23 protein-coding genes and 1 tRNA gene are annotated in these 20,379 nt (G+C 70.1%); 8 read left to right on the top strand and 16 right to left on the bottom strand.

Annotated elements, in window-relative coordinates:
- The coding region (locus tag MTQ10_RS13740; RefSeq protein WP_282612139.1) for a transglycosylase domain-containing protein at positions 1-2,623 on the top strand (2,623 nt) is incomplete at its 5' end.
- Positions 2,624-2,687: 64 nt separating this feature from the next.
- On the opposite strand, the gene MTQ10_RS13735 is transcribed toward MTQ10_RS13740, so the two are convergent.
- The 3 genes from MTQ10_RS13735 to MTQ10_RS13725 form a co-directional block, all read right to left on the bottom strand.
- Positions 2,688-3,008 (bottom strand): DMT family transporter, encoded by a 321-nt coding sequence (locus MTQ10_RS13735; protein WP_247466868.1) that lies wholly within the window; start codon positions 3,006-3,008, stop codon positions 2,688-2,690.
- Positions 3,009-3,212: 204 nt separating this feature from the next.
- Positions 3,213-3,569, bottom strand: a complete 357-nt coding sequence (locus MTQ10_RS13730; protein WP_247466865.1) for a GroES family chaperonin — start codon at positions 3,567-3,569, stop codon at positions 3,213-3,215.
- Positions 3,570-3,633: 64 nt separating this feature from the next.
- Positions 3,634-3,963, bottom strand: coding sequence for a DUF3618 domain-containing protein (locus MTQ10_RS13725; RefSeq protein WP_247466862.1), 330 nt, complete (start codon positions 3,961-3,963; stop codon positions 3,634-3,636).
- 94 nt (positions 3,964-4,057) lie between these two features.
- Between MTQ10_RS13725 and bcp the strand changes: the two genes are divergently transcribed.
- Both bcp and MTQ10_RS13715 read left to right on the top strand, forming a co-directional pair.
- A complete protein-coding gene (gene bcp / locus MTQ10_RS13720; RefSeq protein ID WP_247466859.1) occupies positions 4,058-4,525 on the top strand; it encodes a thioredoxin-dependent thiol peroxidase in 468 nt (155 codons plus the stop codon).
- A gap of 334 nt (positions 4,526-4,859) precedes the next feature.
- A tRNA-Leu gene (locus MTQ10_RS13715) sits at positions 4,860-4,943 on the top strand.
- 57 nt (positions 4,944-5,000) lie between these two features.
- Here the strand turns inward: MTQ10_RS13715 and rdgB are convergent.
- The 4 genes from rdgB to MTQ10_RS13695 form a co-directional block, all read right to left on the bottom strand.
- Complete coding sequence (gene rdgB, locus MTQ10_RS13710) at positions 5,001-5,603, bottom strand: RdgB/HAM1 family non-canonical purine NTP pyrophosphatase (protein ID WP_247466856.1); 603 nt, start codon at positions 5,601-5,603, stop codon at positions 5,001-5,003.
- 58 nt (positions 5,604-5,661) lie between these two features.
- Positions 5,662-6,069, bottom strand: a complete 408-nt coding sequence (locus tag MTQ10_RS13705; protein WP_247466853.1) for a hypothetical protein — start codon at positions 6,067-6,069, stop codon at positions 5,662-5,664.
- Between the two features lie 162 nt (positions 6,070-6,231).
- Positions 6,232-6,969 carry a ribonuclease PH gene (gene rph / locus MTQ10_RS13700; protein WP_247466849.1) on the bottom strand — a complete coding sequence of 246 codons (738 nt, stop codon included), beginning with the start codon at positions 6,967-6,969 and terminating at the stop codon, positions 6,232-6,234.
- Between the two features lie 96 nt (positions 6,970-7,065).
- Complete coding sequence (locus tag MTQ10_RS13695; RefSeq protein ID WP_043440579.1) at positions 7,066-7,299, bottom strand: glucose PTS transporter subunit EIIB; 234 nt, start codon at positions 7,297-7,299, stop codon at positions 7,066-7,068.
- A gap of 181 nt (positions 7,300-7,480) precedes the next feature.
- Here MTQ10_RS13695 and MTQ10_RS13690 point away from each other — a divergent pair, with 181 nt between their 5' ends.
- Complete coding sequence (locus MTQ10_RS13690) at positions 7,481-8,800, top strand: PTS transporter subunit EIIC (RefSeq protein ID WP_247466846.1); 1,320 nt, start codon at positions 7,481-7,483, stop codon at positions 8,798-8,800.
- Between the two features lie 181 nt (positions 8,801-8,981).
- Positions 8,982-10,229 carry a PTS transporter subunit EIIC gene (locus MTQ10_RS13685; RefSeq protein ID WP_247466843.1) on the top strand — a complete coding sequence of 416 codons (1,248 nt, stop codon included), beginning with the start codon at positions 8,982-8,984 and terminating at the stop codon, positions 10,227-10,229.
- 140 nt (positions 10,230-10,369) lie between these two features.
- On the opposite strand, the gene MTQ10_RS13680 is transcribed toward MTQ10_RS13685, so the two are convergent.
- Positions 10,370-11,122, bottom strand: a complete 753-nt coding sequence (locus MTQ10_RS13680; RefSeq protein ID WP_247466840.1) for an MBL fold metallo-hydrolase — start codon at positions 11,120-11,122, stop codon at positions 10,370-10,372.
- Positions 11,123-11,383: 261 nt separating this feature from the next.
- Here MTQ10_RS13680 and MTQ10_RS13675 point away from each other — a divergent pair, with 261 nt between their 5' ends.
- Positions 11,384-11,935, top strand: coding sequence for a type II toxin-antitoxin system PemK/MazF family toxin (locus MTQ10_RS13675; protein WP_247466837.1), 552 nt, complete (start codon positions 11,384-11,386; stop codon positions 11,933-11,935).
- A 19-nt stretch (positions 11,936-11,954) separates the two neighbouring features.
- On the opposite strand, the gene MTQ10_RS13670 is transcribed toward MTQ10_RS13675, so the two are convergent.
- The 7 genes from MTQ10_RS13670 to clpS all read right to left on the bottom strand — a co-directional run bounded on the left by MTQ10_RS13670 (position 11,955) and on the right by clpS (position 17,103).
- Positions 11,955-12,905, bottom strand: coding sequence for a PLP-dependent cysteine synthase family protein (locus MTQ10_RS13670; protein WP_247466834.1), 951 nt, complete (start codon positions 12,903-12,905; stop codon positions 11,955-11,957).
- A 6-nt stretch (positions 12,906-12,911) separates the two neighbouring features.
- The gene (locus MTQ10_RS13665; RefSeq protein ID WP_247466831.1) at positions 12,912-13,190 is read right to left on the bottom strand and encodes a MoaD/ThiS family protein; all 279 of its coding nucleotides are present in this window, start codon (positions 13,188-13,190) and stop codon (positions 12,912-12,914) included.
- Between the two features lie 121 nt (positions 13,191-13,311).
- On the bottom strand, positions 13,312-13,407 hold the full coding sequence (locus MTQ10_RS31645; RefSeq protein WP_356759304.1) for a putative leader peptide: 96 nt from the start codon (positions 13,405-13,407) through the stop codon (positions 13,312-13,314).
- A 101-nt stretch (positions 13,408-13,508) separates the two neighbouring features.
- Positions 13,509-13,931 carry a Mov34/MPN/PAD-1 family protein gene (locus tag MTQ10_RS13660; RefSeq protein WP_247466827.1) on the bottom strand — a complete coding sequence of 141 codons (423 nt, stop codon included), beginning with the start codon at positions 13,929-13,931 and terminating at the stop codon, positions 13,509-13,511.
- Between the two features lie 199 nt (positions 13,932-14,130).
- Complete coding sequence (locus tag MTQ10_RS13655; protein WP_247466824.1) at positions 14,131-15,555, bottom strand: amino acid permease; 1,425 nt, start codon at positions 15,553-15,555, stop codon at positions 14,131-14,133.
- A gap of 570 nt (positions 15,556-16,125) precedes the next feature.
- Positions 16,126-16,731 (bottom strand): DUF2017 domain-containing protein, encoded by a 606-nt coding sequence (locus MTQ10_RS13650; protein WP_247466822.1) that lies wholly within the window; start codon positions 16,729-16,731, stop codon positions 16,126-16,128.
- 54 nt (positions 16,732-16,785) lie between these two features.
- On the bottom strand, positions 16,786-17,103 hold the full coding sequence (gene clpS / locus MTQ10_RS13645; RefSeq protein ID WP_247466819.1) for an ATP-dependent Clp protease adapter ClpS: 318 nt from the start codon (positions 17,101-17,103) through the stop codon (positions 16,786-16,788).
- A gap of 57 nt (positions 17,104-17,160) precedes the next feature.
- Between clpS and MTQ10_RS13640 the strand changes: the two genes are divergently transcribed.
- Both MTQ10_RS13640 and MTQ10_RS13635 read left to right on the top strand, forming a co-directional pair.
- On the top strand, positions 17,161-18,510 hold the full coding sequence (locus MTQ10_RS13640) for a nicotinate phosphoribosyltransferase (RefSeq protein WP_247466816.1): 1,350 nt from the start codon (positions 17,161-17,163) through the stop codon (positions 18,508-18,510).
- A 163-nt stretch (positions 18,511-18,673) separates the two neighbouring features.
- Positions 18,674-19,267, top strand: coding sequence for a nicotinamidase (locus MTQ10_RS13635; protein WP_247466813.1), 594 nt, complete (start codon positions 18,674-18,676; stop codon positions 19,265-19,267).
- Between the two features lie 11 nt (positions 19,268-19,278).
- On the opposite strand, the gene MTQ10_RS13630 is transcribed toward MTQ10_RS13635, so the two are convergent.
- Positions 19,279-20,154, bottom strand: coding sequence for an SDR family oxidoreductase (locus tag MTQ10_RS13630; protein WP_247466809.1), 876 nt, complete (start codon positions 20,152-20,154; stop codon positions 19,279-19,281).
- Between the last annotated feature and the right edge of the window lie 225 nt (positions 20,155-20,379).

Below are 20,379 nucleotides of genomic sequence, written 5' to 3'. Positions count from 1 at the left end.
CCCCGGAAAGACGCCCCCCGGACGCACGCCCGGCGCCCCGACCACCCGCGCGGCAGCCCTCGGCGCCGCGGCAGCCGGCACCCAGGCGTCCGCACCGGCATCGGCCGCGGCAGGGGCAGCGGCAGCGGCGTCCGCAGCCGCCGCCCGCACACCGGCCGCGGGCCAGGTGCCCGCCCAGGCCCAGGCGCCCGGAGCCCGCACGGCCGCCCCCGAAGCGGCATCCGGCGCCGTCGCCGCCGATGGAGGCGGAAACGGCGGAGACGGCGGGAACGGCGGCAGCGGCGGCAAGGCCGGCAAGCAGCCCAAGCGTCCCAAGCGCACCGGCTGGCGACGGCTGATCCCCACCTGGCGCATGGTGCTCGGCACCTTCATCACCGGCATCGTGCTGCTCGCCGGGCTGTTCTTTCTCGGCTACTCCATGGTGAAGATCCCCCCGGCCAACGCTCTCGCCACCAAGCAGGCCAACGTCTACCTGTACGCGGACGGCACCGAGATCGCCCGCGACGGCGAGATCAACCGGGAGAACGTCACCCTCGCGCAGATCTCCAAGGACGCCCAGCACGCCGTACTGGCCGCCGAGGACCGCGACTTCTACAGCGAGTCCGCCGTCGACCCCAAGGCGATGGTCCGCGCCGGCTGGAAGACCGTCACCGGCGGGGGCAAGCAGTCCGGCTCGACCATCACCCAGCAGTACGTGAAGAACTACTACCTGGGCCAGGAACAGACCGTCACCCGCAAGGTGAAGGAGTTCTTCATCGCGATCAAGCTCGACCGCAACAAGAGCAAGGACGAGATCCTCGAGGGCTACCTCAACACCAGCTTCTTCGGCCGCAACGCCTACGGCATCCAGGCCGCCGCCCGCGCCTACTACGGCATCGACGCCGTGGACCTGACCGCCGCCCAGGGCGCCTACCTGGCCTCCCTGCTGAACGCGCCCAGCGAGTACGACGTCGTCGCCCACCCGGAGAACAAGGCCGCGGCCGAGGCCCGCTGGAACTACGTCCTGGACGGCATGGTCAAGGAAGGCTGGCTCAGCGCCTCGGAACGGGCGACCCAGAAGTTCCCCATGCCCCGGCAGGCCACCCTGCCCACCGGGATGGCCGGACAGCGCGGCTACCTCGTCGACGCGATCAAGGACTACCTCTACGAGAACAAGATCGTCGACGCGGAGGAGCTGCGCGGCGGCGGCTACCGCATCACGACCACCCTTCAGAAGAGCAAGCAGGACGCGTTCGTGAAGGCGGTCGACGACCAGCTGATGTCGAAGCTCGACCCGAAGGAGAACCCGAAGGACCGGTTCGTCCGCGCCGGCGGCGCCGCCGTCGAACCGAAGACCGGCAAGGTCGTCGCGATGTACGGCGGCATCGACTACGTCAAGCAGTACACGAACAACGCCACCCGAGGCGACTTCCAGGTCGGCTCCACCTTCAAACCGTTCGTGTTCACCTCGGCCCTGGAGAACGAGTCCAGCACCCAGGACGGCCGCACCATCACCCCCAACACGATCTACAGCGGCGAGAGCGAACGCCCCGTGGAGGGCTGGAACGGCGACTACTACGCCCCGGAGAACGAGGACGGCGTCAACTACGGCCCCATCACCGTCCGCGAGGCCACCGACAAGTCGGTGAACTCGGTGTACGCCCAGATGGTCGTCGACGTCGGCCCCGCCAAGGTCAAGCAGACCGCGATCGACCTGGGCATCCCCGCCGACACCAAGGAACTCAACGCCTACCCGTCCATGGCGCTCGGCACCGCCAACGCCAGCGTCCTGGACATGGCGGAGGCCTACGCCACCCTCGCCAACCACGGCAAGCGCGGCACGTACACCCTCGTCGAGAAGATCAGCCGCAACGGGCAGGACATGGAGCTGCCCAAGGCCGAGCAGTACCAGGCCGTCAGCCGGGAGGCCGCCGACACCACCACGGCCATCCTGCAGAGCGTCGTCGACCAGGGCACCGCGACCGCCGCGCAGGCCGCCGGCCGCCCCGCCGCCGGCAAGACCGGCACCGCCGAGAAGGACCAGGCCGCCTGGTTCGCCGGATACACGCCCGAACTGGCCACCGTCGTCTCCGTGATGGGCCAGGACCCCGACACCGCCGCGCACAAATCGCTGTACGGCGTGATGGGCCTGCCCCGCATCAACGGCGGCGGCGCGCCCACCGAGATCTGGGCCCAGTTCACCCGGGACGCGCTCAAGGGCAAGCCCGTCAGCGAGTTCGACCTGGAGCTTCAGGAAGGCGCCGAAGAGACCCAGGCCCCGCCCAGCACCGACCCGGGCGACGACTCGTCGGACGACGACAGCGACCAGGACGGCGGCACCACCACCGGCGCCCCCACCGGCACCCCCGCCACCGCGGGACAGACCGGCGGGCAGACCCCCGGCCAGAACCAGGGCCAGACCGGCGGCGGCACCGACACCGGCACCACCACCGGCGGCACCCCGGCCACCGACGGCGGCACCGGCGACACCGCCGACGGCGGCAGCACAGGCGACGCCTCCACAGGCGGCGACGGAGGCGGCGGAGACGGCGGCGGCACAGGCGACGGCGCCAACGGCGCCACAGGCGGCGACAGCTCCACCACCTTCGGCACAACCTTCGGCCAAGGCGTCGTACGGCCATAGCGGCACGCTCCGGCAGCAGGGCACCAGCCCCGCCGCCGGAGCCGTACCCGCCCACAGCGGGCGGTCAGTGCCCGCCGGTCGCCTTCAACCCCACGACGGCGACCAGCAGCAAGCACACGAAGAAGATCCGGGCGGCGGTGACCGGCTCACCCAGCACCAGCATGCCGACCACCGCCGCACCGGCCGCACCGATGCCCACCCACACGCCGTAGGCGGTACCGATGGGAAGGGAACGGGCGGCATACGACAGCAGCAGCATGCTCGCGACGATGCCGGCGCCGGTGAACAGGCTCGGCCACAGCCGGGTGAAACCCTCGCTGTACTTCATGCCGACCGACCAGCCGACCTCCAGCAGACCGGCGACGACAAGCAGGACCCAGGCCACGACGGGCACCTCCGGACAACGCAGCGGAACGGGGGTGCGTCGTCTTTTCCTTCGCGCCGGCGGCGGTGACTTCCTTCGTACCGCCGACGGCACGGCCCGGTACGGCGCGTCTCGTCGGGTCACCTCCGACGCTAGCAAACAACGGCGAAAGGGGCCGGTGACACTCGTCACCGGCCCCTTTCGCCGCTGGTCACACGGGCTGCGTCACAGATACAGGCCGGTGGAGTCCTCCGACCCCTCGAACCGGTCCGCGGCCACGGCGTGCAGGTCGCGTTCGCGCATGAGCACGTAGGCGACACCGCGCACCTCGACCTCGGCACGGTCCTCCGGGTCGTACAGGACCCGGTCGCCCGGCTCCACGGTCCGTACGTTCTGCCCCACCGCGACGACCTCGGCCCAGGCCAGCCGACGGCCCACGGCCGCGGTGGCCGGGATCAGGATGCCGCCGCCGGAACGCCGCTCGCCCTCGCTGTTGTCCTGCCGCACGAGGACGCGGTCGTGCAGCATGCGGATGGGCAGCTTGTCGGGATGGGTGCTGTGCTCGTTTCTGTTGGCGCTCACGCCATTGAACCTACCTGCCTGGAAACGATCCGTACGCGGGAGGGTGCCGCCCGGCGCCCGGCCCTCAGCGCCCGCGACGCCGGGAACCCAGCACGAGCAGCCCGGCGACACCCACGGCCACCAGCGCGACGGGCACCACACGGTCCATCCGCAGCGCCCCGTCCTCGTCCGTGAACTTCGCCCGAACATCACTCACGACCCGGTTGACCTGCACATAGGCCCTCCCGACCGTGTGATCGATATTGGCGACGACCTTGGCCTTCGCATCCCCGACGATCGTCTTCGGATGCACCCGCACCCCGATCTCGTCGAGCGTTTCGGCCAGCACCTCGCGGCGGCGCTTGATGTCCGCCTCGATCTGCGCCGGGGTTCTCGTGTCCGACGTGTCCGCCACCGTACGGCCTCCGAAGTCGATCTGATCCTGTTCTGGACAGTCTGTCAGCTCTCCGCCCGGCCGCACTGTCAGGACCCCCGGTTACGCTGGACCGATGAGCGAGCGACTCCAGCCCGGGGACGTGGCCCCCGCCTTCACTCTGCCCGACGCCGACGGCAACGAGATCTCCCTGTCGGACCACAAGGGCCGCAAGGTCATCGTCTACTTCTACCCGGCCGCGCTGACACCCGGCTGCACCAAGCAGGCCTGCGACTTCACGGACAACCTCGACCTCCTCGCCGGTGCGGGATACGACGTCATCGGCATCTCCCCCGACAAGCCGGAGAAGCTGGCCAAGTTCCGCGAGAAGGAGAACCTGAAGGTCACCCTCCTCGCCGACCCCGACAAGCGGGTCCTGGAGGCGTACGGCGCCTACGGCGAGAAGAAGCTGTACGGCAAGACGGTGGTCGGCGTGATCCGCTCCACGGTCATCGTCGACGAGGACGGCAAGGTCGAGCGCGCCCTGTACAACGTCAAGGCGACCGGCCACGTAGCCAAGATCATCAAGGACCTGTCCCTCTGACCCCCACCCGGACGTGACCTTCCGGACCCGGCTTCTTCGCTCTGCACGAGCGACGAACATCCGACCGGAACCGGAGGGGGAAGGGGCCACGACGCCCCGTACGCGCCCGAAGTGCCGGCACCCGCCGTGAGCGCGGCAAGCCGATCACGCTCCACATCGACCACATCGACGGCAAGTGGCTCGACATCGCGCGGAGAACCTCCGCTGTCCGTGCCCGAACTGCCACGCCCTGACGCCGACATGATGCCGCAGGAGACCCGGCACGGCGGTGAGATCAGCCCCCGTACACTGAGGGGCACCAAGCGGCACGGGTCGGCCCGATGTCCGCTTCGGGGCGGTCGTGGCGAAATCGGCATACGCGCGGGTTTTAGGTGCCCGTGGGAGAAATCCCGTGTGGGTTCGAGTCCCACCGGCCGCACGGCTCTTCCGCCGAGGGGTGGGTTCACGCAGCTCGTGGGCCCACCCCTCGCGGCGTTCAGCCCAGCAGTTCCCGCACCACCGGTACCAGGGCTCGGAAGGCCTGGCCCCGGTGGCTGATGGCGTTCTTCTCGTCGGGGGTGAGTTCGGCGCAGGTGCGGGTGTCGCCGTCGGGCTGGAGGATCGGGTCGTAGCCGAAGCCGTTGGTGCCGGCGGGGGTGTGGCGGAGGGTGCCGCGGAGGCGGCCTTCGACGACCCGCTCGGTGCCGTCGGGCAGGGCGAGGGCGGCGGCGCAGGCGAAGTGGGCGCCGCGGTGTTCGTCGGGGATGTCGGCGAGCTGGGCGAGGAGGAGGTCGAGGTTGGCCTTGTCGTCGCCGTGGCGGCCGGCCCAGCGGGCGGAGAAGATGCCGGGGGCACCGCCGAGGACGTCGACGCAGAGGCCGGAGTCGTCGGCGACGGCGGGCAGGCCGGTGGCGCGGGCGAGGGCGTGGGCCTTGAGGAGGGCGTTCTCGGCGAAGGTGACGCCGGTTTCCTTGACGTCGGGGATGTCGGGGTAGGCGTCGGCGCCGACGAGGTCGTGCGGGAGCCCGGCTTCGGCGAGGATGGCCTTCAGCTCGGTGATCTTTCCGGCGTTGCGGGTGGCGAGGATCAAGCGGGTCATGGCCCCCAGTATCCCGGTGTGGGTCCGGGGGCCTGTCGGCGCGGCGGCCTCGGGGGTGTTACGGCGTGCAGACCTTGGTGAGTTCGCCTGCCGCGTCGGTGACGGGGCTCAGGTCGGGGGTGCGGTCGCCGTTCTTGACGGCGGTGCGGACGTTGTCGACGGCCTTGGAGAGGTCGTCGACCGCCTTGTTGACATCGGCGTTGTCGGTCTTGTCGCCGATCTTGTCGAGGTTCCTGTCGATGCTGTCGAGGGACTCGGCCAGCTGGGTCGGGTCGGAGGCGTTCTCCACGGCCTGCTGCATGTCGGTGACGCTGTCGGCGATGGCGTCGGCGGTCTGGATGCAGTCCAGGGCCTTGTTCACGGCGTCACAGCCGGTGGTGAGCGCGGCGGTGAGTGCGGTGGCCGCGACGGCGGCGGTGACGATGGCGATTCGGCGGCCTCGACGTGGGCGTCGGCTCGCGGCCATGGCTGTGTTCCCTCCCTCGGGCCGGGTGGTCGTGGACCGGCCCTTTGTCCGGCCTTCGCCGGCCCCTGTTTCGTACCCCTACTGACGCGCCGGAGGGCGGCACGGTTGCCCGTGCCGCCCTCGGTGTCCTGGCCTGCCTTCGGGTGGGGCGGGGGGCGCGCTTTACCGTTCGAGGAGGGTGTCGAGGGCGGTGCGCTGGGCGGTGGCGAGTTCGGTGCAACCGGCGACGGCGAGGTCGAGGAGGGCGTTGAGTTCGTCGCGGGCGAAGGGTTCGGCTTCGGCGGTGCCCTGGACCTCGACGAAGCGGCCGTCGCCGGTGCAGACGACGTTCATGTCGGTGTCGGCGCGGACGTCCTCCTCGTAGCAGAGGTCGAGGAGGGGGACGCCGGCGACGATGCCGACAGAAACGGCGGCGACGGTGCCGGTGAGGGGCTGGCGGCCGGCCTTGATCAGTTTCTTGCCCTGGGCCCAGGCGATGGCGTCGGCGAGGGCGACGTAGGCGCCGGTGATGGCGGCGGTGCGGGTGCCGCCGTCGGCCTGGAGGACGTCGCAGTCGAGGACGACGGTGTTCTCGCCGAGTGCCTTGTAGTCGATGACGGCGCGCAGGGAGCGGCCGATGAGCCGGCTGATCTCGTGGGTGCGACCGCCGATCTTGCCCTTGACGGATTCGCGGTCGCCGCGGGTGTTGGTGGCGCGGGGCAGCATGGCGTATTCGGCGGTGACCCAGCCTTCGCCGGTGCCTTTGCGCCAGCGGGGGACGCCTTCGGTGAAGGAGGCGGTGCACAGGACCTTGGTGTCGCCGAAGGAGACGAGGACGGAGCCTTCTGCGTGCTTGCTCCAGCCGCGCTGGATGGTGACCGGGCGGAGTTGTTCGGGGGTGCGGCCGTCGATGCGTGACATGTCGCTGAGCCTAGCCCGAGTGGCGGAAGGGGCTCCTCCCTGTGCGGGAAGAGCCCCTTCCGGGTGAGCCTGGTGGGCCTGTGAGCCTGGTGGGGCTCACATCATGTCTTCGATCTCCGCGGCGATGGGGTCGGCGTCGGTGCCGATGACGACCTGGATGGCGGTGCCCATCTTGACGACGCCGTGGGCGCCGGCGGCCTTGAGCGCGGCCTCGTCGACCAGGGAGGCGTCGTGCACTTCGGTGCGCAGGCGGGTGATGCAGCCCTCGATCTCGTCGATGTTGTCGATGCCGCCGAGGCCGGCGACGATCTTCTCAGCCTTGCTGGCCATGTTCCGTCTCCCTGAAATCCCTGGTGCGGACCGCGGGCCGCGTCGGTGGCGGTGGTCGCGGTATTCGCAGTAACCCACAGTCGGCCCAACTTCGCGAGCGTTGCCGTCGTCTGTGCCGAAGGATGGCGGACACGACAGCGCAGCCGACTGTCGGTCAACTGGTCTACACCAGAGGATACCGATGAGTGCCGAAAGTGCCGCCGAGGGTCGCGGGGTCTCTCCCGCGAGGGAACGCTGGAACCGCTTCTTCCAGGGCCTGCAGAAGATGGGCCGCAGTCTGCAATTGCCGATCGCGGTGCTGCCTGCGGCGGGCATCCTGAACCGGCTGGGGCAGAACGATGTGTTCGGGGACGACGGGCTGGGGTGGACGAACGTCTCCAAGGTGATGGCGGCGGCGGGCGGGGCGCTGCTGGACGGGTCGCTGGGGTTGCCGCTGCTGTTCTGCGTGGGTGTGGCGATCGGCATGGCGAAGAAGGCCGACGGGTCGACGGCGCTGGCGGCGGTGGTCGGGTTCCTTGTCTATTACGTGGTGCTGCATCAGTTCCCTGACGACTGTCCGTCGGGGACGTTCCAGGAGCTGGGCGGTGCGCTGGGCGGGGTGTGCACGGTGCCGGACGGCGGGGCGGCGACCGCGGCGGCGTATCAGAATCCTGGGGTGTTCGGCGGGATCGTGATCGGTCTGCTGACGGCGTTTTTCTGGCAGCGGTATCACCGGACGAAGCTGGTGGACTGGCTGGGGTTCTTCAACGGGCGGCGGCTGGTGCCGATCATCATGTCGTTCGTGGGGATCGTGTTCGCGGTGGTGTGTCTGTGGGTGTGGCCGCCGATCGGCAGTGGTCTGGAGGATTTCGCGGACTGGCTGCGGGATGCCGGGTCGTGGGGCGCGGCGCTGTTCGGTGTGACGAACCGGGCTCTGCTGGTGATCGGTCTGCATCAGTTCCTGAACGTGCCGATCTGGTTCCAGTTCGGGTCGTACACGGCGCCGGACGGTCAGGTGTGGCACGGCGACATCAATATGTTCCTGCACGGTGATCCGGACGCGGGTCAGTTCACGTCGGGGTTCTTCCCGATCATGATGTTCGCGCTGCCGGCGGCGGCGCTGGCGATCACGCACACTGCGCGGCCGGAGCGGCGCAAGATGGTGGGCGGGCTGATGCTGTCGGTGGCGCTGACGTCGTTCGTCACGGGGATCACGGAGCCGATCGAGTACTCGTTCCTGTTCGTGGCGCCGGTGTTGTACGCGGTGCACGCGGTGCTGACGGGTGTGTCGATGGGCGTGACGTGGGCGCTGGGGGTGCACGACGGGTTCAGTTTCTCCGCCGGGCTGATCGACTACGTCATCAACTGGGGTCTGGCGACGCGACCGTGGCTGATCATTCCGATCGGGCTGTGCCTGGCCGTGGTCTATTACGTGATCTTCCGTTTCGCGATCACGAAGTTCGATCTGAAGACGCCGGGGCGGGAGCCCGAAGAGGAGGTCGAGGATGTGACAAGGGCCTGATCAGAGGGGGCTTCGGGGCCTTCGGACCGCTGGGTCCGGAGGCCCTTTGTCACGTTCCGGAGACGGTACGGGGCGTAGTGCTCCGGTTGCGGTTTTGACGGGTTCCTTATAGCGCCTGCATCGTGCTACAACAGGTCTACACCACTGAGTGGTGTAGACCACCACCTGATGGAGGAAGTCTATGAGCACCGCCACCGCAACGGCGGCCCCCGCGAAGAAGCGGGGATCCGGCCTGTTCCAGGGCCTGCAGAAGGTCGGCCGCAGCCTTCAGCTGCCCATCGCCGTGCTGCCGGCGGCGGGCATTCTCCTTCGCCTCGGCCAGGCCGACGTCCACGACAAGCTGAACCTGCCCGACAAGGTCACGGCGGTGTTCGACACGGCGGGCAGCGCGATATTCGACAACCTGCCGATGCTGTTCTGCATCGGTGTCGCGATCGGCTTCGCCAAGAAGGCCGACGGTTCGACCGCCCTCGCCGCCCTCGTCGGCTTCCTGGTGTACAGCAACGTCCTGAAGGCGTTCCCCGTCACCGAGGCCCAGATCAAGGCCGGCGAGGACGTCGCGGCGACGTACAACAATCCGGGTGTCCTCGGCGGCATCCTGATGGGTCTGCTGGCCGCCGTGCTGTGGCAGCGGTACCACCGCAAGAAGCTGGTGGACTGGCTCGGCTTCTTCAACGGCCGCCGGCTGGTCCCGATCATCATGGCGTTCGTCGGCACGCTGATGGGTGTCTTCTTCGGCCTGGTGTGGGAGCCGATCGGTGAGGGCATCTCGAACGTCGGCGAGTGGATCACCGGTCTGGGCGCCGTGGGTGCCGGTCTGTTCGGTCTGATCAACCGTGCGCTGATCCCGATCGGCATGCACCAGTTCGTCAACACCGTCTCCTGGTTCCAGCTCGGCGACTTCAAGAACGCCGCCGGTGAGATGGTCCACGGTGACCTGAACCGCTTCTTCGCGGGCGACCCGACCGCCGGCCAGTTCATGTCCGGCTTCTTCCCGATCATGATGTTCGGTCTGCCGGCCGCCGCGATCGCCATCGCCCACGCGGCCCGCCCGGAGCGCCGCAAGGCCGTGATGGGCATGATGATCTCGCTCGCCCTGACCTCCTTCGTCACGGGTGTCACCGAGCCCATCGAGTTCGCGTTCATGTTCATCGCGCCGGTGCTGTACGTCATCCACGCGGTGCTGACCGCGGTGGCCATGGCCGTCACCTGGGCGCTCGGGGTGCACGCCGGCTTCACGTTCTCGGCGGGCTTCATCGACTACGCCCTGAACTGGAACCTGGCGACGAAGCCCTGGCTGATCATCCCCATCGGTCTGGTCTTCGCGGCGATCTACTACTTCCTCTTCCGTTTCGCCATCACGAAGTTCAACCTCCCCACCCCGGGCCGCGAGCCCGAGGAGGAGGTCGAGGACCTCACCAGGGCGTGAGCCCCTGCCGTACGGCGTACTCGAAGGCCCCCGGAGCCCAAGGTTCCGGGGGCCTTCGGCGTCACGAGGGGCGGGGCCGTCGGGCGCGGGGAGGCCGCCCCGTCCCCACGGCGGCATCGGACGCCGGCCCTACGGCGGCCTCAGATGTCGTACGTCTGCCCGGGTGCCGCGAGTGTCACCGGGCCGGGGTACACCGCGCGGGCGTCGGCCAGGTTGACCTGGGGGTCGGTCCACGGCGGGATGTGGGTGAGAACCAGGCGGCGGGCGCCGGCCCGGGTCGCGGTCTCGCCGGCCTCGCGGCCGTTGAGATGCAGGTCGGGGATGCTCTCCTTGCCGTGGGTGAACGCGGCCTCGCACAGGAACAGGTCGGCGTCGCGCGCGAGTTCGTCCAGCACCGGGGTGACGCCGGTGTCGCCGGAGTAGACCAGCACCTTGCCGGCGTGCTCGATGCGGATGCCGTACGCCTCCACCGGGTGGGCCACGCGCTCGGTGTGCACGGTGAACGGGCCGACCTCGAAGGTGGACGGCTTGACCGTGTGGAAGTCGAAGACCTCGCTCATCGAGGAGGACGAGGGGGTGTCCGCGTACGCCGTGGTCAGGCGGTGCTCGGTGCCCTCCGGGCCGTACACGGGCAGGGGGGCGCAGCGGCCTCCGTCGTGACGGTAGTAGCGCGCGACGAAGTACGCGCACATGTCGATGCAGTGGTCGGCGTGGAGATGGCTGAGGAAGATCGCGTCGAGGTCGTAGAGACCGCAGTGGCGCTGCAACCCGCCCAGGGCGCCGTTGCCCAGGTCGAGGAGCAGCCGGAAGCCGTCGGCCTCGACGAGGTAGCTCGAGCAGGCCGATTCCGCGGACGGGAACGACCCCGAGCAGCCGACGACGGTGAGCTTCATGGAGCAGAAACCTCCGTGGCGGAAAGTGCGGGTGCGGACAGATCTGCGGAACGAGATCCTGTGCGGGGCGTCGGGGGTCATGCGGTCCGTCGAGCGTAAGGCGCAAAACCCGGGGTCGCTCCTCCGCCAAGGGCTGTTGTGGGCGAACTCACCTGTGCTGTCACCGGTTCGGCTGGACGTGGGGCGCCGGCGGCGCGTGTCGGGAAGCGCGGAGTGACCGAAGGGCGCGCGGTGTGGATCGTGCGCCGCTAACGTCATCCTATGGACACGTCGTGGTGGCTGGCGCTCGTGGCGGTGGTGCTGCTCGCGCTCGTCGCGGTGCTCGTCGACGGGTGGGGCCGGGCGCCCCGGCCGCCGGGCGGTGCGCGGCGGTTCCGCGGCGGTGGGACGGGGCTGCGGCCGGCGCCGGCGGAGATCTGGTGGGCGTACGTGGTGCCGCTCGACGGCGGGCTGGACGGCCGGCGCGGCCCGGGAGCGGGCGCGGAGGGCGGGGCCCCTCATGACGGGGCCCGTGAAGGCGGGGCCGGGAAGGGCGACGACGTCCGGGAGGACGGGGCGGGTCCGCGGGAGTGGCCGTGTCTGGTGCTGTCGGTGCGGGGCGGCCGGGCGGTGGTCGTGGAGATCAGCACGAAGTACCACGACGAGCGGGCCGGGGTGATCCCGCTGCCGCCGGGTTCGGTCGGGGACACGCGGGGGCGGGCGAGTTTCCTGCAGACGGACGAGGTGCGTGAGGTGCCGGTACGTGACTTCCGGCGCCGTGTGGGGGTGGTGGACCCGGTCCTGTGGGACCAGGTCCGTCACCTCGCCACATGAGGCCGGCGACCGCGCGCGGTCACGCCCAGAGCTGGCCCTGGAGTGTCTCGATGGCTTCCTCGGTCGTCGCGGCCGTGTACACGCCGGTCGACAGGTACTTCCAGCCTCCGTCGGCGACGACGAAGACGATGTCGGCGCTCTCCCCCGCCTTGAGCGCCTTCTTGCCGACGCCGATCGCGGCGTGCAGCGCGGCGCCCGTGGAGACGCCCGCGAAGATGCCCTCCTGCTGGAGCAGCTCCCGGGTGCGGGTGACGGCGTCCGCGGAGCCGACGGAGAAACGCGTCGTCAGCACGGAGGCGTCGTACAGCTCGGGTACGAACCCCTCGTCGAGGTTGCGCAGGCCGTACACGAGGTCGTCGTAGCGCGGCTCGGCGGCGACGATCTTCACGTCGGGCTTGTGCTCGCGCAGATAGCGGCCGACGCCCATGAGGGTGCCGGTGGTGCCGAGTCCCGCCACGAAGTGGGTGACGGACGGCAGGTCGGCGAGGATCTCCGGGCCCGTGGTGGCGTAGTGGGCGCCGGCGTTGTCCGGGTTGCCGTACTGGTAGAGCATCACCCAGTCGGGGTGCTCGGCGGCCAGCTCCTTGGCGACGCGTACGGCGGTGTTGGAGCCGCCGGCCGCCGGGGAGGAGATGATCTCGGCGCCCCACATGCGGAGCAGGTCACGGCGTTCCTGCGAGGTGTTCTCCGGCATGACGCACACCATGCGGTAGCCCTTGAGCTTGGCCGCCATGGCGAGCGAGATTCCGGTGTTGCCGCTGGTGGGCTCCAGGACGGTGCAGCCGGGGGTGAGCCGGCCGTCCTTCTCCGCCTGCTCGATCATGTGCAGGGCGGGGCGGTCCTTGACCGAGCCGGTGGGGTTGCGGTCCTCCAGCTTGGCCCAGATCCGCACGTCCTCGGAGAGCGACAGCCGCGGCAGGCGCACCAGGGGGGTGTTGCCGACCGCGGCCAGCGGGGAGTCGTAGCGCATCGCGGATCAGGCCATACCGCCGGCGACGGCCGGCAGGATCGTCACGTTGTCACCGTCGGACAGCTTGGTCTCGATGCCGTCGAGGAAGCGGACGTCCTCGTCGTTGAGATAGACGTTGACGAAGCGGCGCAGCTGGTCGCCGTCCACGATGCGGGCCTGGATGCCCGCATGCCGGGTCTCGAGGTCGGCGAACAGCTCGGCGAGGGTGTCGCCGGTGCCCTCCACCGCCTTCTGACCGTCGGTGTACTGGCGGAGGATGGTCGGGATGCGGACCTCGATGGCCATGGCTCAGGGCTCCTGTCGGAAGGTGTCGTCGGTTCGTGAGGCGCGCGAGGGGTTCCCCGGGCGGTCGGCGCGGGGGGAGGCACGCCGCGGCTCTCCGGCCGTTCGGCGGCAGCGGCGTGGGTCAACAGATGGCGCTGTTCAGCCTGCACAGGTCGACGTGCAGCCGCGCCACGAGCAGCACGCCCGGCGCTTTGTCGCTCACGTCGAGAAGAACCATGGGTTCATCGTATCGATTCCCGGCCGGGTTCCCGGAGTGTGATTCCGTATGCCGGACGGATTTCGTCCGCCCGCTGGGACGGGGGCGGGTCCCCCTACGCCTCAGTAGGCCTCGACGATCCGGACTTCCTCTTCCGTGACCTCGCCGTCCACGATGCGGAACGAGCGGAACTGGAAGTCGCCGAGGCCGTCGGTGTCGGCGGTGGAGACGAGGACGTAGTGGGCGCCGGGCTCGTTGGCGTAGGAGATGTCGGTGCGCGAGGGGTAGGCCTCGGTGGCGGTGTGGGAGTGGTAGATGACCACCGGTTCCTCGTCGCGGTCGTCCATGTCGCGGTACAGCTTGAGCAGGTCGCCCGAGTCGAACTCGTAGAAGGTGGGCGACATCGCCGCGTTCAGCATGGGGATGAAGCGCTCGGGGCGGTCCGAGCCCGCCGGGCCCGCGACGACGCCGCACGCCTCGTCGGGGTGGTCCTTGCGCGCGTGGGCGACGATCTGGTCGACGAGGGCCTGGGTGATGGTCAGCATGTCCGTCAGGATAAGCGGGCCCCGGACGGGCAAAGCGGGCCGGGCGGTGCGGCGGGCGGCGGACGGACGGGCCGTCCCGTACCGGGGTTCGGTACGGGACGGCCCGGATCATGGACGTCCTGAGCGGCTGCCGGAGAGAACTCCACGAGTACGCTCCCTCCGGCCGGACGTCCCCTGGGGGGTGGCGGGTCGGCCGGGTTCAGCCGACCTTCTCCAGCTCCGGTTCGCGGCGCTGGGTGACCTGCGGGTGGCGGTTCTTCAGCACCGCCCAGCCGATGCCGAGTGCGACGGCCCAGCCCGCCATGACGTACAGGCAGATCCGGGATTCGGCGTCATCGGCGATCAGGCCGGTCACGAACACCAGGAACACGATCGCGACCCAGGAGCACTTCGCGCCGCCGGGCGCCGGGAACGGGGAGGCGGGCAGCCGGCCCGCGACGACCGCGCGGCGGTACCGGACGTGGCTGACAAGGATCATCAGCCAGGTCCAGATGCCGGCCGCGGTGGCGACCGAGGTGACGTAGCCGAAGGCCTTCTCCGGGACGACGTAGTTCAGGATCACGCCGATGCCCATGAAGAGCACGGAGACGGTGACGCCGAGGGCGGGCGTCTTGGTGGAGGACAGCTTCTCGAACACGCGGGGCGCCTCGCCGCTGGAGGCGAGGTTGCGCAGCATGCGGCCGGTGGAGTACATGCCGGAGTTGCAGGACGACAGGGCCGCGGTCAGCACGACGAAGTTGACGATGCCGGCGCCGGCCGGGATGCCGATCTTCGCGAACGCCGCCACGAACGGGCTGACGCCCGGCCCGAACTCGGTCCACTTCACCACGCACAGGATGACGGTGAGGGCGCCGACGTAGAACAGCGCGATCCGCCACGGCAGGGTGTTGATGGCCTTGGGGAGGGTCTTCTCCGGGTTCTCCGACTCACCGGCGGTGACGCCGACCAGCTCGACGGCGAGGTAGGCGAACATGACGCCCTGCAACGTCATCAGGGACGAGCCGATGCCCTTGGGGAAGAAGCCGTCGAAGGCCCACAGGTTGGAGACCGCGGCGGTGTCGCCGGCGGAGGAGAAGCCGAAGGTGAGGACACCGAGACCGATGACGATCATGCCGATGAGGGCGGTGACCTTCACCATCGAGAACCAGAACTCCAGCTCGCCGAAGAGCTTCACGGAGATCAGGTTGACGCCGAAGAGGATCACCAGGAAGGCCAGGGCGGTGACCCACTGCGGGATGTGCGGGAACCAGTAGTTGACGTAGATCGCGGCGGCCGTCAGCTCGGCCATGCCGGTGACGACCCACATCAGCCAGTACGTCCAGCCGGTGAAGTAGCCGAAGAACGGGCCGAGGAACTCGCGCGAGTACTCGGCGAAGGAGCCGGAGACCGGCCGGTACAGCAGGAGCTCGCCGAGCGCCCGCATGATGAAGAAGATGATCACGCCCGCGAGGGCGTACATGACGATGAGGCTGGGTCCGGCCTTCGCGATGTTGGCCCCGGCCCCCAGGAAGAGGCCGACGCCGATGGCGCCGCCGATCGCGATCATCTGGACCTGACGGCTGCCGAGACCGCGCTCGTAGCCCTCCTCAGGGGTTGCCCCCTGCTCGACCTGCTTCGAGGTCATGTGTGGTGCGCCTTTCTCCATGCCGACCCCAGGCCTCTTGTCGGCCTCGGATCGGGTTTCGATCCCCCCGGATTGATGGAGCCGAGCGGGCCGCGGGGGCCCGCTCACTGCCTGGCCGGCGGTTACCGGCTCGGTGGCGCACCCGACCGAACGTACGGGTGGCGTTCGTCGGGCGGTCGTGAAGATTTATCACGGCCGCAACATTGATCGGCGTACCGGCGTGTGACACAGACCACGACGAGAACCGGACAAATGGGCGTGTCGCTGGGCGCTCCCGGCCGCTGCGGTAACGCGATCGTTATCCGGATTTGAGCGTCCTCTGAGCGAACACTCAGGGTGAGCGAAGCAGGACAGAACGGGACATGGCCAGCGTACAAGGGGTAACCCACGGGTAGGGACGGCGGGGTCCCCGTTCGGGGGGCGCGGCTTGTCCGTCCGCAGGCACGAGCTTGTCCGTCCGCAGGCACGAGCTTGTCCGTCCGGGCACGAGGTTGTCCGTCCGCGGGCGCGGCAACGCCCCCTGGAATTCGCCCCCGGGCCGGGGGCGCACGCGTTCGCAGGCTTCGGCCCTCAGGGCATCAGCGTGTTGACCAAGGTCTCCTGGAGCCCGCCCAGCCACAGGTACGCCATCACCATCGGCTTGCGCGGGTCGTCGTCGGGCAGCCGGAACAGCAGGTCGCTGTCGTCCTCGTCGGTGATGTCCAGCCGGGAGCCGATCGCGAGACGCAGGTCGTTGAGCGCGCCGAGCCACTGCCGGGACTCCTGCGGGGTCAGCTTGAGGACCGCTCCCCCGTCGCCGGCCGGGGAGAGCGCGTCGAGGGAGCGGACGACTGCGAGGGCGTCGTCGCGTTTGCGGGCGCGCAGGTCGTTCTCGGTGTAGCGGCGGAACTCGGCGGAGCGTGCCGTGCGTTCGGCGGCCTCCTCGGCGTCGGCGGGCTCGCGTTCGGGGTCGGAGTAGGCGTCGGGGAAGAGGCGGCGCAGGACCGGGTCGGCGGGGGGTTCGCTGGGGCCTTCGGCGAACAGCTCGGCGAGCGGGTCGTCACCGGCGTCCTCGGCGGGGCCGGGGCCGATGAGCTCCAGCAGCTGCACGGCGAGCGACCGGATGATGGAGATCTCGACGTCGTCGAGGGCGACGGCGGCACCGCCGCCGGGGAGCGGTTCGAAGTGTCCTGGCATGGGGTCTTTCCGCTGAGGGGCGGGGGCGGGGAGAGCGCGGCTTTCCGGTCTGCGCTAGTTCCGGTCGTGCTGGAGCGTGGCCCACAGGCCGTAGCCGTGCATGGCCTGCACATCGCGCTCCATCTCCTCGCGCGTACCGCTGGAGACGACCGCTCGGCCCTTGTGGTGGACGTCGAGCATGAGCTTCGTGGCCTTGTCCTTGCTGTAGCCGAAGTACGTCTGGAAGACGTACGTGACATAGCTCATGAGGTTCACGGGGTCGTTGTGGACGATCGTCACCCAGGGCACGTCGGGCTCGGGTACGGCGGAAACCTCCTCCGCCGACTCGGTCTTCTCGATCTCGATGGGTGCGGCTGCCGTCACAGTGACCATGCTGCCACGCACCCCAGAAATCGTCACACTGACGAAATGGAGGTACGATCCCTTGCCATGAACACTGCGGACCTTGGGCTGCCGGTGGATGTCCCCTCGACGGCGCTCTTCACGGACCACTACGAGCTGACGATGCTCCAGGCCGCCCTGAAGGCGGGCACGGCCGAACGGCGCAGCGTCTTCGAGGTCTTCACGCGGCGGCTGCCGAACGGCAGGCGGTACGGCGTCGTGGCGGGCACCGGGCGTGTCCTGGACGCCGTGGAGAACTTCCGTTTCGACGCGGGTGTCCTGGGCTTCCTCCGGGAGCGGCGGATCGTCGACGAGGCCACGTTGGAGTGGCTGTCCGGGTACCGCTTCTCGGGTGACATCTGGGGCTATCCGGAGGGCGAGGTGTACTTCCCGGGGTCGCCGATCCTGCGTGTGGAGGGCTCGTTCGCGGAGTGCGTGCTGCTGGAGACGGTGATCCTCTCCATCCTCAACCACGACTCGGCGATCGCGGCGGCGGCCTCCCGGATGGCGTCGGCCGCCGGTGACCGGCCGCTGATCGAGATGGGCGCCCGGCGCACCCACGAGCTGTCGGCGGTGGCCGCGTCGCGTGCCGCGTACGTCGGCGGTTTCGCCTCCACCTCGGATCTGGCGGCCGGTTTCCGCTACAACATCCCGACCGTGGGCACGTCCGCGCACGCGTTCACGCTGCTGCACGACAGCGAGCGGGACGCGTTCCGGGCGCAGGTGGAGTCCATGGGCCGCGGGACGACGCTGCTGGTGGACACGTACGACGTCGCCGAGGCGGTGCGTACGGCGGTCGAGGTGGCCGGGCCCGAGCTGGGCGCCGTGCGGATCGACTCCGGCGATCTGCTGCTGGTCGCGCACCGGGTGCGGCAGCAGCTGGACGCGCTGGGCGCGCACCGCACGCGGATCCTGGTGACGTCGGACCTCGACGAGTACGCCATCGCGTCGCTGGCGGCGGCGCCGGTGGACGCGTACGGCGTGGGCACCCAGCTGGTGACCGGGTCGGGGCATCCGACCGCGTCGATGGTGTACAAGCTGGTCGCCCGCGCCGAGAGTGCCGACCCGAAGGCACCGCTGCGGCCGGTGGCGAAGAAGTCGTCCGGCGGGAAGACGTCGATCGGCGGGCGCAAGTGGGCGGCGCGGCGGCTGGACGCGGACGGGGTGGCGGAGGCCGAGGTCGTCGGCACCGGGCCGGTTCCCGCCGAACTCGCCGACCGGCAGCTGCTGGTGGAGCTGGTGAAGGGCGGCGAGATCGTCGGCCGGGAGCCGCTGGACGCGGCCCGCGACCGGCACCTCGCGGCCCGCGCGGGTCTTCCGCTGTCCGCGACGCAGCTCTCGCGCGGCGAGCCGGTCATTCCGACGGAATACGTCCACCTGCGCTCGGGTAGCCAGTGAGCGGGCGGAACGAGCCCGCGGGGGCGGACACCGGCGGATGCGCCCCCGTTCACGCCCCCTGATGCCCCCTCCCGTACCGCCCCTGGATTGCCTAGGCTCGGAAGTTCACCGGCCGGGCCGCAGAACCCTTCATGCCGACCGCGATTGCCGAAGGACACCCACCATGCGCCGCGCCCTGATCGTCGTAGACGTGCAGAACGATTTCTGCGAGGGAGGCAGCCTCGCGGTCGCCGGGGGTGCCGATGTCGCCGCCGCCATCACCGAGCTGATCGGGCAGGCGACGCCCTCCTACCGGCATGTGGTGGCCACCCGCGACCATCACATCGCCCCCGGCGGCCACTTCGCCGACAACCCCGACTATGTGCACAGCTGGCCCGCGCACTGTGTCGCCGGGACCGAGGGGGTGGGGTTCCACCCGAACTTCGCGCCCGCCGTGGCCTCCGGCGCGATCGACGCCGTGTTCGACAAGGGCGCCTACGCTGCCGCGTACAGCGGTTTCGAGGGCACCGACGAGAACGGTACGGGGCTCGCCGACTGGCTGCGGGAGCGCGGGGTGGACGAGGTGGACGTGGTCGGCATCGCCACGGACCACTGTGTGCGCGCCACCGCGCTGGACGCGGTGAAGGAGGGTTTCCGCACCCATGTCCTGCTCGATCTGACCGCGGGGGTGGCGCCGGCCACCACCGAGAAGGCGCTGGAGGAGATGCGGGCGGCGGGCGTGGAGCTGACGGGGAAGCCGGTCGTGGCCGGCAGCTGACGCGCGGGGGGCTACGGGGCCGGCCGCTCGGCCCAGGCCTGTGCCAGCAGTGTCCCGAAGGGGGCGGGCTCGCGGCCCGTCAGCTCGGCGAGCGTCGGGCCGACGGCGGTGAACTCGCCGGCCCGCGCCGCGTCGAAGACGCCCAGCAGCAGGTCGGCGAGGGGTGCGGGCGCGCCGTGCGCGAGGAGCTGCTCGCGGTACTCCGCGTCCGTGACGACGGTGCGGGTGAAGGACCGTCCGGTGGCGCGGGCGGCGATCTTTGCGACGGCGTCGAAGTCGAGTGCGGCCGGGCCGGTGAGCGGCGGGGTGGGCCCCTCGAAGCGGCCCTCCTCGGTGGTGAGGATCGCCGCGGCGGCCTGGGCGAGGTCGTCGTGCCCGGTCCAGGCGACGGGCCCGTCGGCGGGCAGAGCGATGTCCCCGGTGTGGCGGGCGGCCTCGAGGAACCGCAGGGCACTGGCCGCGTAGAAGCCGTTGCGCAGTGAGGTCCAGGGCAGGCCGGACTCGCGCAGCAGGTCCTCCGTGCGGGCGTGGTCGCGACACGGCTGGAACGCGGAGTCATGGGCGGCGCCCATCTGGCTGGTGTAGACGATGCGGCCGACGCCCGCCTTCACGGCGGCGTCAACGGCGTTGCGGTGACCGGCGACGCATTCCTCGCCCGCCCGGTCGAGGGAGACGAGCAGCACCTGCCGGGCCCCTTCGAAGGCGTGCACGAGCGAGGCGGGGTCGTCGAAGTCGCCGCGCCGGACGCGTACGCCCCGCTCGGCGAGGTCGGCGGCCTTGCCGGGGTCGCGGACGCTGACGCCGACCTGCTCGGCGGGGAGGTGTTCCAGCAGGCGTTCCACGACGCGGCTGCCGAGCTTTCCGGTGGCTCCGGTGACGATGATCATGGGTGTCCCTCAAGGTGGATGTCGTGATGTTCCCGGCGTGCCCGGGTGTGCCCGGGCACGCCCACGGGCGCGCTCAGGGGCGTGACACAGGCGGGGGCCAGACGAGCCCCCGGGCGTGCCGCCAGGCATGTTTCCAGTGGAATCACTTCGACGGTAACACCGGAATATCACTGGAAGCAATCGCTCGATATCATTGATTCATGACCCCGCCCGAGACCCCCGACA

The organism is Streptomyces sp. XM83C (genome assembly GCF_023072675.1).
In the GTDB taxonomy this organism is placed as follows: Bacteria; Actinomycetota; Actinomycetes; order Streptomycetales; family Streptomycetaceae; genus Streptomyces; species Streptomyces thermocoprophilus.
This window is presented reverse-complemented; position numbering and strand designations above follow the sequence as displayed.

What these genes read in the sequence shown, in the direction of transcription:
- MTQ10_RS13675 (WP_247466837.1), top strand. Translation starts at nt 11,384, where the DNA reads ATGGACACGTCGTGGTGGCTGGCGCTCGTGGCGGTGGTGCTGCTCGCG.
- MTQ10_RS13630 (WP_247466809.1), bottom strand. Translation starts at nt 20,154, where the DNA reads ATGATCATCGTCACCGGAGCCACCGGAAAGCTCGGCAGCCGCGTCGTG.
- bcp (WP_247466859.1), top strand. Translation starts at nt 4,058, where the DNA reads ATGAGCGAGCGACTCCAGCCCGGGGACGTGGCCCCCGCCTTCACTCTG.
- clpS (WP_247466819.1), bottom strand. Translation starts at nt 17,103, where the DNA reads ATGGTCACTGTGACGGCAGCCGCACCCATCGAGATCGAGAAGACCGAG.
- MTQ10_RS13680 (WP_247466840.1), bottom strand. Translation starts at nt 11,122, where the DNA reads ATGAAGCTCACCGTCGTCGGCTGCTCGGGGTCGTTCCCGTCCGCGGAA.
- MTQ10_RS13695 (WP_043440579.1), bottom strand. Translation starts at nt 7,299, where the DNA reads ATGGCCAGCAAGGCTGAGAAGATCGTCGCCGGCCTCGGCGGCATCGAC.
- rph (WP_247466849.1), bottom strand. Translation starts at nt 6,969, where the DNA reads ATGTCACGCATCGACGGCCGCACCCCCGAACAACTCCGCCCGGTCACC.
- MTQ10_RS13635 (WP_247466813.1), top strand. Translation starts at nt 18,674, where the DNA reads ATGCGCCGCGCCCTGATCGTCGTAGACGTGCAGAACGATTTCTGCGAG.
- MTQ10_RS13640 (WP_247466816.1), top strand. Translation starts at nt 17,161, where the DNA reads ATGAACACTGCGGACCTTGGGCTGCCGGTGGATGTCCCCTCGACGGCG.
- MTQ10_RS13705 (WP_247466853.1), bottom strand. Translation starts at nt 6,069, where the DNA reads ATGGCCGCGAGCCGACGCCCACGTCGAGGCCGCCGAATCGCCATCGTC.
- MTQ10_RS13665 (WP_247466831.1), bottom strand. Translation starts at nt 13,190, where the DNA reads ATGGCCATCGAGGTCCGCATCCCGACCATCCTCCGCCAGTACACCGAC.
- MTQ10_RS13660 (WP_247466827.1), bottom strand. Translation starts at nt 13,931, where the DNA reads ATGCTGACCATCACCCAGGCCCTCGTCGACCAGATCGTCGCCCACGCG.
- MTQ10_RS13650 (WP_247466822.1), bottom strand. Translation starts at nt 16,731, where the DNA reads ATGCCAGGACACTTCGAACCGCTCCCCGGCGGCGGTGCCGCCGTCGCC.
- MTQ10_RS13690 (WP_247466846.1), top strand. Translation starts at nt 7,481, where the DNA reads ATGAGTGCCGAAAGTGCCGCCGAGGGTCGCGGGGTCTCTCCCGCGAGG.
- rdgB (WP_247466856.1), bottom strand. Translation starts at nt 5,603, where the DNA reads ATGACCCGCTTGATCCTCGCCACCCGCAACGCCGGAAAGATCACCGAG.
- MTQ10_RS31645 (WP_356759304.1), bottom strand. Translation starts at nt 13,407, where the DNA reads ATGGTTCTTCTCGACGTGAGCGACAAAGCGCCGGGCGTGCTGCTCGTG.
- MTQ10_RS13685 (WP_247466843.1), top strand. Translation starts at nt 8,982, where the DNA reads ATGAGCACCGCCACCGCAACGGCGGCCCCCGCGAAGAAGCGGGGATCC.
- MTQ10_RS13655 (WP_247466824.1), bottom strand. Translation starts at nt 15,555, where the DNA reads ATGACCTCGAAGCAGGTCGAGCAGGGGGCAACCCCTGAGGAGGGCTAC.
- MTQ10_RS13670 (WP_247466834.1), bottom strand. Translation starts at nt 12,905, where the DNA reads ATGCGCTACGACTCCCCGCTGGCCGCGGTCGGCAACACCCCCCTGGTG.